At 41.4% G+C, this 9,721-nt stretch carries 7 protein-coding genes; all 7 read left to right on the forward strand.

Annotated elements, in window-relative coordinates; genetic code table 11:
• The first annotated feature begins 12 nt into the window (after positions 1 to 12).
• The 7 genes from L3V36_RS07275 (at position 13) to L3V36_RS07305 (ending at position 9,516) form a co-directional block, all read left to right on the forward strand.
• Positions 13 to 882 carry an ABC transporter ATP-binding protein gene (locus L3V36_RS07275; RefSeq protein ID WP_171310623.1) on the forward strand — a complete coding sequence of 290 codons (870 nt, stop codon included), beginning with the start codon at positions 13 to 15 and terminating at the stop codon, positions 880 to 882.
• A 2-nt stretch (positions 883 to 884) separates the two neighbouring features.
• A complete protein-coding gene (locus L3V36_RS07280; protein ID WP_102446721.1) occupies positions 885 to 1,718 on the forward strand; it encodes an ATP-binding cassette domain-containing protein in 834 nt (277 codons plus the stop codon).
• A gap of 55 nt (positions 1,719 to 1,773) precedes the next feature.
• Positions 1,774 to 2,613 carry a hypothetical protein gene (locus L3V36_RS07285; RefSeq protein WP_017089911.1) on the forward strand — a complete coding sequence of 280 codons (840 nt, stop codon included), beginning with the start codon at positions 1,774 to 1,776 and terminating at the stop codon, positions 2,611 to 2,613.
• Positions 2,614 to 2,685: 72 nt separating this feature from the next.
• Positions 2,686 to 6,630 carry a zinc-dependent metalloprotease gene (locus tag L3V36_RS07290; protein WP_102446720.1) on the forward strand — a complete coding sequence of 1,315 codons (3,945 nt, stop codon included), beginning with the start codon at positions 2,686 to 2,688 and terminating at the stop codon, positions 6,628 to 6,630.
• 236 nt (positions 6,631 to 6,866) lie between these two features.
• Positions 6,867 to 7,580 (forward strand): response regulator, encoded by a 714-nt coding sequence (locus L3V36_RS07295; RefSeq protein WP_017094580.1) that lies wholly within the window; start codon positions 6,867 to 6,869, stop codon positions 7,578 to 7,580.
• Between the two features lie 18 nt (positions 7,581 to 7,598).
• Complete coding sequence (locus L3V36_RS07300; protein ID WP_102446718.1) at positions 7,599 to 8,888, forward strand: ATP-binding protein; 1,290 nt, start codon at positions 7,599 to 7,601, stop codon at positions 8,886 to 8,888.
• A gap of 79 nt (positions 8,889 to 8,967) precedes the next feature.
• The gene (locus tag L3V36_RS07305) at positions 8,968 to 9,516 is read left to right on the forward strand and encodes an RNA-binding S4 domain-containing protein (RefSeq protein WP_102446717.1); all 549 of its coding nucleotides are present in this window, start codon (positions 8,968 to 8,970) and stop codon (positions 9,514 to 9,516) included.
• Positions 9,517 to 9,721: the final 205 nt, after the last annotated feature.

The raw sequence follows: 9,721 nt of genomic DNA on the forward strand, positions 1-9,721 counted from the left end.
GATGACCGTGGAATGAACCAAAATATTGTACTAAAAGTTCGTGACTTAGAAGCAGAGTTCAGTACTGATGAAGGCATTGTCAAGATACTGAAAGGTGTGTCCTTTGACGTGAAATCAGGCCAAACACTCGGTTTGGTTGGGGAATCGGGCAGTGGGAAGAGCGTAACTTCCATGTCTATTATGGGACTACTTCCTAAGCCTTATGGAAAGGTCACGGCTGGAAAAATAATTTATCGTGATACAGACCTTACAGAGGTACCTGAACATGAGATGCATAAGATGCGTGGGAACCGTATCTCAATCATTTTCCAAGACCCTATGACTGCCTTGAACCCTGTTCAGACAATTGGCAAGCAGATTGTCGAGGTTCTGGATTTACACCATAGCCAGATGTCTAAGTCTGAAAAGATAGAGTACGCAATTGGTTTGCTTGAAAAAGTTGAAATTCCAATGCCGAAACTACGTTTTAAAGAATACCCTCATAGCCTGTCAGGAGGGATGCGACAAAGGGTAATGATTGCAATAGCTCTTGCATGTAAGCCTGACATCTTGATATGCGATGAGCCGACGACTGCATTAGATGTAACGGTTCAAGCATCAATTTTGGAACTGATAAGAGAGCTTCAAGAAGAGACCGGGATGGCAGTGATCTTTATCACTCATGATCTAGGTGTTGTTGCGGAAATTTGCGATGAAGTCGCTGTGATGTATGACGGACGTATTGTTGAGCATGCAGAAATTTTCGAACTTTTCGATCACCCACAACATCCGTATACAAAAAGACTCTTGAGCTTAATTCCAGATCTCAATGTCGAGCCGAAACAAACCATTCAAATCAACCCAATTGATTTGAATGAATTCCCAGAATACAAGGGGAATTGATTATGTCAGAAGTCATTAGAATTGAAGGGCTAAAACAGCATTTTCTATCAGGTAAGACCCTATTTAAGAAAGGTTATGTAATCAAGGCTGTTGACGGTGTTTCATTCTCAGTGAAGCAAGGTGAGACGTTAGGTCTGGTTGGAGAGTCTGGCTGTGGAAAAAGTACGCTTGGTAGAACATTACTCAAACTGTATGAGCCATCCGCTGGGAAGATCTTTTTCGAAGGCGAAGACATCACCCATTACAGTACAAAAAGAATGCGTCCACTTCGTCGAGATATGCAGATTGTATTTCAGGATCCTCTAGAATCATTGAATCAGAGGCATACAGTAGGCGGCATACTTGAAGAACCTTTTATTATTCATGGGATTGGTTCAAAGAAAGACCGAAAGCAATGGGTTTTAGAGCTACTCGATAAGATCGGATTACCTCACTCCGCCGTAACCCGTTATCCGCACGAGTTTTCTGGAGGGCAAAGGCAGCGTATAGGCATAGCAAGAGCAATAGCATTAAAGCCAAAGTTATTGATTTGCGATGAGTCAGTATCGGCATTAGATGTTTCTGTGCAAGCACAGATATTGAACTTATTACTAAAAATACAAAAAGAGATGAACCTTTCCATTATTTTTATTTCACATGATCTCTCTGTCGTTAAGCACATTTCAGATAATGTGGTCGTAATGAAAAAAGGTAAAATAATTGAGTTTGGAAGTGTGGAAGACGTTTATAAAAACCCAAAAGAAGAATATACAAAAACTCTATTGGCGTCGATTCCAATAACGCATCCATCTCAAAGGAATAAAATAAAAACAACGAGGTTAGCTAAACAGGCTTAAAGCTGGAAAAAGAAAATGTAGATATAATACGGAAGTGTAATACAAGAAGGAAAATATGAATAAACTACTTATGTTGCCAGCGTTCATGCTGGTGGCGCCTTCGCTCGCCCTAGCAAATAATTTGCAAGATGAGTGGGAGTCCAAAAACAATGAAAACCCTTGGTCTGGATACATTAGTGCTGACTATTCTCGAAACGGATATGAAGACAGTGCGTCTTTAGCAAACCGTTCGGCTTCTGCAACTGGCGTTGTCCGATATTCGTTTTCAGACAAATCTCGACTCCAAGTTGTTGCGTCAGGTTACCACTTGTCCGACGGTGATGAATATGGGACTAGGGGACAGTTCTGGAATGATACGTCCATCTCATGGGGGCGCAATGGACTATTCAAACCAACTGATGGTTCATCACTGAGTGGTGAGGTGAGAGTAATATTGCCAACGTCTAAATGGTCAAGGAGGAACGATCTAACGTTAGGAACTAGGTTGAAAGTCAGGTGGAGTGCTCCATTCGATAATTGGATTGAAGGGCTTTCATTGAGTAATACGTTATTACTTAGAAAAAACTTTCACGAATATAAAACAGCCGGTGGTAATCAGCTTATTGAATACCAATTGAGTAGCCAATTTTCTCTTGATTATGTTTTTGCAGAAGACTTCTATTTTAACATTTTCGTAATGCCTAGACAGTCATGGGATTATAGCGGGAACACGTTTGATCCAACTCTATTACATGGGGGAGAGGTGGGTTACCAAATAACTAAGAGTATTTCTATTTCTGCTGGATTGACTAATGGCATTAGTTATTACAACCCAGAAAGAGGTTCAAATCCTCTTAATGATTTAGTCGATTTAAAGAAAACAACTTATTACGCAGTGATTAACTATCAATTCTAATATTGCTCCGTTCGCATTGAAATTAGATAGTTAGAAATAAAAATGTAATATAATTATAAATATAGGTAAATTATGTTTAAACACGCAATTATCGCAGCAAGTATTGCCGCAATCCTCAGCGGGTGTGGGGCCGAAGATCGTGCCTATGACACCTATGAAAAACCAACCGAAGAGATTTCTGTTCAATCTTTAGATACGGAATCACTTTGGATGTACATGCCGTCGACTGGTGAAGCTCCTCGCTATGCTATGACTCAGCGTGGCTTTTTCCAAGGCGATCCAAAGCTAGTTAAACTGCGCTTTGACAAAACTAACGGTATCTATGTTGAAGCATTGGATCGCGATAAAGTAGATTCACTGGAGCCAAGTCGTTGGGGTTCTGACATCAACCGGGTGCCAGTATTGAAAATTCCTGGCGAATTCCGTCAGTATCGCTGTGCCGAAAATGGTTATGGTGAGTGCACGAACAAAGAAGAGATCAATAGTGATGAAAACGTTGAGTGGACTAACGCGACGCACTTTATCCCTGACTACGAAAATATCAAATCGCTATCGAAAGATACGCTCAGCACTTGGTATACAGCGAGTAACGTAACTGAGAGTGCTGACCCACGTGTTATCTCATATGAGTACAACCCGGAAGAAGGTGTAATTAACGTCGAAATTGAACGTACATTTACAGCCGATCCAGAAGACAGGTATCAATTTGACCAATTTGGTAATTTGGATAATTTGTCATTTAAGACACGTTTTTTCTATTCGCTAGTCAAACTAGATAAACTAGCGAGCTCAAACTACGAACCAGTTTATTATCAGGGGCAAGACAGTGCTTACTATGGCTTCTTTAACGACAGCAAAGCCAAGAAAACACACACAGGTGAGAGCGATGTACAAGGGTCACGCTTTGCTTACATCAACCGTTTCAACCCGAGCCTAGAGTCGATTGATTACTATCTAAGTGACAGCTATTTCGACGAAGGCAATGAAGCGTATCGTCAATTGACGATTGATACCATGAAAGAGGTGAATGAGTCACTTGAAGGTACTGGTGTGCCGCCAATTAAAATTGTAAATACTGATGCGAAAGCGGGTATTCAATCTGGTGACCTTCGTTATAACGTGTTTAATCTTATTGCAGACCCTGTAGACAATGGTTTGTTGGGTTACGGGCCTTCCGCAACTAACCCACTTACGGGTGAGATCATTCACGCACACGTCAATCAATACCTTGGTGTGATTCGTACCACGACTCGTCGCTACTGGGATGATTTAGCATTGCGTTACAACCGTCAGGAAATTTCGAAACTAGAACCTGTTGCTGAAGAAATACAGAATGTTGATGCTGGAGATGGTGGCTCAGCACCGGTTGCTGAGCCTCGAACTGACATTGATGCCTTTACAGACATGGTCGCGAGCGATCGTGGGCCAGATCAATTTGTTCCTGCTGTAACAGAAGGTGAAATGGCGTTTGTAGGACATGGAAAATTTGTCAATGAAACTCCAAAGGCTGACCTTGATCATCAGTTTGATGTGAACAACAAGGATTTGGTACTTCAAACTTTCTACAAGCGTCAAGATATGCTTAAGCGTTTCTCTGAGCAGAATGTTTATAGCGAAGATGCAATGTGGCTGAGTACCAAAGCTAAAGGTTTGATCACAGGTATTGACTATACCAATGGTGGTTTCTTTGCTGACGACGAGCAGAACACCATGAAAACGTGGAACGCCCTCGATCTTGACCAGCAGAAACTCGCAAGTGAAGCGATATCTAAGCATATGTTTAAGTCGACTTTGATTCATGAATTAGGCCACAACTTAGGTTTACGTCATAACTTCATGGGTTCGACAGACAAAGCGCATTTTTACACAGAAGAAGAGTTAGCACGCAGCACATTGGGTCACCAAGCAAAACCCGCTGCTTACAGTTCAATAATGGACTATGGTGCCTCAATTTTTGATGAGTTACTTGTGTTCGGTAAATATGATAAAGCTGCACTTAAATTTGCTTATGCTCGTGAAATAGAAACCAATGAATTTGTTGGTGATTCAGTTAATGACAAAACAGGTGCTCAACTCCGTAAAACTTACTCTCTTTCTAAGTACGACCGCGAGTTGACAGAGAATTACAATGCTTACCCTACTGGCGTGATTGCACACCTTCGCGCTAATGCGGGTATAGATGATATCCCAGAACTTGCGAGTTACCGTTTCTGTACCGATGAACATACCTACACAAGCTTAAACTGTGCTCGCTTTGATGAAGGTACGTCTCTCACTGAAATCACAGAGTTCCGTATCCAACGCTACTACGATAGCTACGAAACGGCAAACCGAAGAAACGGTCGTGATTGGTTTACGCAGTACAAGCAGTATGAGTACTTCTGGATGCGTATGAATGAGTTCCAGAAAATTCGTGACATTGTTGAAAACGTCGGTGAAATTGATTTTGTATTTGCGCGTTACATCGGTGCAGACACAACCAATAATAAAGGACAAGTCTTTGAAGAAATCGCAGAGAATAACTGTCTAGATTGGCGTGGTAATCCAGTACCACTTGATAATATGTCGGCAGGCCTTCGTCCAATTTGTGACACTTACAACGCCGCAAATATGGCTGCAGACTTCTTCCTTGACGTGTTAACGGCACCCGACAAAGTATGTGAGTTGGAAGAGCTAAGTGGTGTTGATGGGGTGCCAAACCGTTATCGTTTCGCAACGCTTTCTGACCTATGGTTAACATACCAAACTGGTATGTCGTCAAATCGGGATGTTCCAACGAGCTGTTTTGATGAAGAGCTTGTTCAAACGTTGAAAGGTCAAAGCAACGAAGTTGTTATGCGTTCGGAGACTCGTGACGGTCATATCTGGGCTAGCTTGAAGGCGAACAACCCGTATCAAACAGCCTCTAACTCCATGGACTTGCTTGGTGTGTGGCCTGACAAATTGCTAGCAGCACAAATGTTGGTGCGTCGTGATTCTCCGTATATTTCAACAGAGAACTCAAGCTTAGCACTGATTGACCTATCGGATAAGATAACGAAGCTATATACACATTTGTCTGATTTAGCAGGCCGACCAGAAGCACGTCAAGCGATCTTCGTCGATGGTAATGGAGACTACGTTGAAACGGTTTTGCGTTACCAACCAAGCCTAGCGAAAACAATCGAAGCTGTACCGTCATACTTATGGCCGATGAAACGTTACTTTGTAATGGGCGGACAAGAGGCGTTTGAATACTGGACGGAAGGTTCACCGCAAGATACAACAGTCCCTTACTTTGGCACGCTTCTAGCAAACCTGAACAAATACAACCGTGCAAATGAGTATGGTTTAAGTGACTCGGTGAGGGGTTTAAGCGACTCAATCCATATCAACTTGGCAAACAGCAGTTCTGCTGACCCTGATGGCGTCAAGTTTACATGGAAAGGCGTGAACTACTCTTTGAACTCGCGTAATACGCTCGCCAATGCTGTGGCGTCACGTGCTCTGTACCAAGAAGATCAAAAGGCTCGAGTCGAGAAGCTAAATGGCCTGCCTTACCGTGTTCGTAATGCTCTGTCAGTGTTTAGAAATACACGTGATCGCAATGAAGCCCGTATTATTGCAATCGGTGATAAGGATGCGTTGGTTGCACTTCGAGACACTACTGGATTTGCGCGTTGGACTATGTTTGACCGTATGTTTGAAGAGTATGAAGAAGAGGGCGACAAGTGTCTGCGTTTCAAAGTGGATGGTGAGTCAGATGAAGATCATATGAAGCGTAAGTGTAACTCTTTAGCTCGCCTACAAACGGCACAAAACAGTGCGATTGGCAAGTTTGAAGGCGATGAGTTAGAGAATATGTTTAACGTGGCGCAGATCTTTGGTGACCAAATTACTGAGAATAATACAAGCTCTCTCAATGCATCTCACAAAGAAGTGTATGACTACGACCCAGAGGAGCTTCGTCTGTGGAGTTCAAATGAGTACGTATCATTCCGCCGTGCATTTGAGCAGCTCCCTATTTATGATGATTAAATAACGAATGTTCAAATAAACTTATAAATAGAACCGGTTACCTTGTTAAGGTGGCCGGTTTTTTTGAGTATAAAATTAAGAGCTTTTGGTCTATTTTTAGCTGCATTACCTTTTATTTATATGTTATATAGATACTTTTGTTATTTTTATAAATAGAAGCTATGTAAAAGAATGTGCTGAATTTTTAGATAAATAAGCAGTTCGCAAGTTAGCAGAAGGCATGGTGAAAAGGATTTATGACCAACCCGAAACTCGTGATCGTAGAAGACGACCCCATCTTAAGAGAGATGTTACAGGAGTACTTTGAAAGCCAATCTTTTGAAGTCGTCACTATTTCTGATGGAGCATTAGCGTGTGAGCAAATTTTAACTATTCAGCCCGATATTGTTCTACTTGATCTCATGTTGCCAGAAGTTGATGGACTGACTATTTGCCGACAAGTGCGAAGTCAGTTTAATGGAAAAATACTGATTCTTACGGCGAGCGATGATGATTTCGATCATGTAGCCGCTTTAGAAACTGGCGCCGATGACTTTATTAGTAAACCCATTCGTCAAAGAGTGTTACTGGCGAGAGTGAGGATGCTTTTACGTCGTATCCCTGAAAGTTCTGTAAGTTCTGTAAGTTCTGAAGTGAGTAAGAATGAGTTGGTTTTTGGTAAGTTAAGTTTAAATCGTGTTACCAAAGTTTGTACGCATATTGGACAAGACATATCGATAGCGGAGAGTGAATTTGAATTGCTTTGGTTATTAGCTTCTTCTCCGGAGCAAGTGCTATCACGTAATTTTCTTACTCAAGAATTGAGAGGGGTAGATTACGATGGCATTGATCGTTTTATCGATAACAAAATCGTAATCTTACGTAAAAAGCTTAACGACATAACTGTCCCACCTAAAAAGATCATCACTGTAAGAGGCAAAGGCTACTTGTTCGTACCAGAACGTTGGTAACGGTAGCTGATAAATAACATGCGACGTATCTATTTTGAATATCTAGTGGGACTGACTGTCATCTTCTTAGTGAGTATATATTCCTATGCTTTTATTGTTTACAAGTTAAGCACTGACTACGAATACATATTACGAGATCATGAAGCAGAAGCTTATCAAGAATTGATTGATGTGGTTTACCGCGAAAAAGGTTTGCTTGAAACGCAGAATCTATTAAAAAATTTTGCAAATAAGACTCGGCAAAACCTGCGAATCATCCCATTTGATAACGCTCCAGAATTAGTGAGAAAAGCGTTTCAGCAACAAGGCCGAAATGTCTACTACCATGACGAATACTTCCTTTGGTTGAGGTTGGTTGGAAGTGATGAGTTATATGAGTTATCTAAGAACAAAGATTCTTATCTGAGGAAGCAAATCAAGTTTGAAAACCGGCTTATTTGGGTTTTTGCCATAACTGGTTTTGCGTTTAGTGGCCTGTTTTTAGTTTGGAGAATAAAGCGCCGATTAAACAACCTTGAAATGGCGACAGTGGCTTTTTCTCATGGTGAACTATTAGAGCGAGCATCTGAGAAGAACAGCATAAAATTGGGGACGTTGAACCGCAGCTTTAATGTCATGGCAGACAAGATAAGAGATTTAATCAATAGTAATAAATCTTTGACTAACGCGGTAGCACATGAGTTAAGAACCCCTATATTCCGGATTCAATGGCAAGCTGAGTTGTTGAGTGATTTGGCGCCAACGAAGCAGCAGTCTAAGGCTATAGCTCGTATTCTTGCGGATACCGAAGAAATGGAAGACATGGTCGATGAGTTGTTGTATTACGCCCGCTTGGAAAGGGGAGGTTTTGAGTTACTTAAGCAACCTATTGATGCTAATGAATGGCTAAACGAACGTTTTAGTATCTGGGAGAAAGAGACAACCCTCGATCTCATTAAGGTGCCATTAAAAATTCCAGCCTCTTTTTATGTCGATCTAAAATTATTCAATCGGGCGGTGGATAACATCGTAAGGAATGCGTTTAAGTTTGCTGATACTAAGATCGTTATTGAGTTATGGTATACCGACAATGAATTTGTTATTGAGGTTCATGATGACGGCAAAGGCGTTGAAGCGGAGCATTGGCCTTTTTTGTTTGATCCTTTTTACAGCGCTAATGCAGCGAGGAACAAGGGGAAAACGGGCCATGGTTTAGGGTTAGCTATTGTTAAACAGGTGTGTGACCGTCACCAAGCACATGTCACTGTTGGTGAAAGTTACTTGGATGGTGCATGTTTTGCCTTGTCGTTTCCTCGGCTTGAGCTATAAATTCAACATGGTCATTTAGTTGTTTTAAGATTACACTGCGCCCAATATTTCAGAAGTACATATTTAGGTAGAGGTCACCATGGACCAAGAACATTACGAAGACGCTGATTACGAAGGCCAAGAGCTGGGCGAAGAAGGCGAAGAGATTGAAATTGAAGCAATTGGTATTGATGTTTCATCACAGCCAATCGAGCTCTACAAAGTGTTTAAAATTGCTAACCTAGTGAGTGGTGGCGGTGAAGCTAAGCACATCATCTCTGAAGGCTACGTAGCGGTAAATGGTGAGCTAGAAACGCGTAAGCGTCGTAAAATGTACGATGGCGATTTCTTTGAATTCAACCAAGAATACTATGTAGTGGTGTGTGATCAGCCAGTACAAGAAGAATCAGAAAAGCCGAAAAAGAAAGAAGCGCCTAAAAAAGAGAACAAGGCGAAGAAAGGTCAGTCTAAAAAGGATTCTAAGAAGAAAGAATCTAAGAAAAGCAAAGCAGAAATGCTAAGCGCAACGGCTGAACCAAAGAAAGAGAAAAAAGAAAAGAAGAAAGAAAACAAAACGAAAAAGAAAGCGGATACGCCGAAGCCAACACGTGACGACAAAAGCGGCCGTAACTCGATTGAATTCTTCTAAAGTTATTACTTTGAAACGTAAGCACCGTTCGACCGAGGTTTTACGTTAAACAGATATCAAAAGGCTCACTATTTAGTGTAATGCCGATCGTTTAAGAAGACTTGAACGATCTTGCAGTTAGCAGATAATCCCCATCAACAACGTTGATGGGGATTTTTTTATGCTTGAACAAGAATTAGCAATGGCACACGAGACCATTGAAGAT

The sequence above is a fragment of the Vibrio sp. G-C-1 genome, from assembly GCF_021728015.1.
Taxonomy (GTDB): domain Bacteria; phylum Pseudomonadota; class Gammaproteobacteria; order Enterobacterales; family Vibrionaceae; genus Vibrio; species Vibrio splendidus.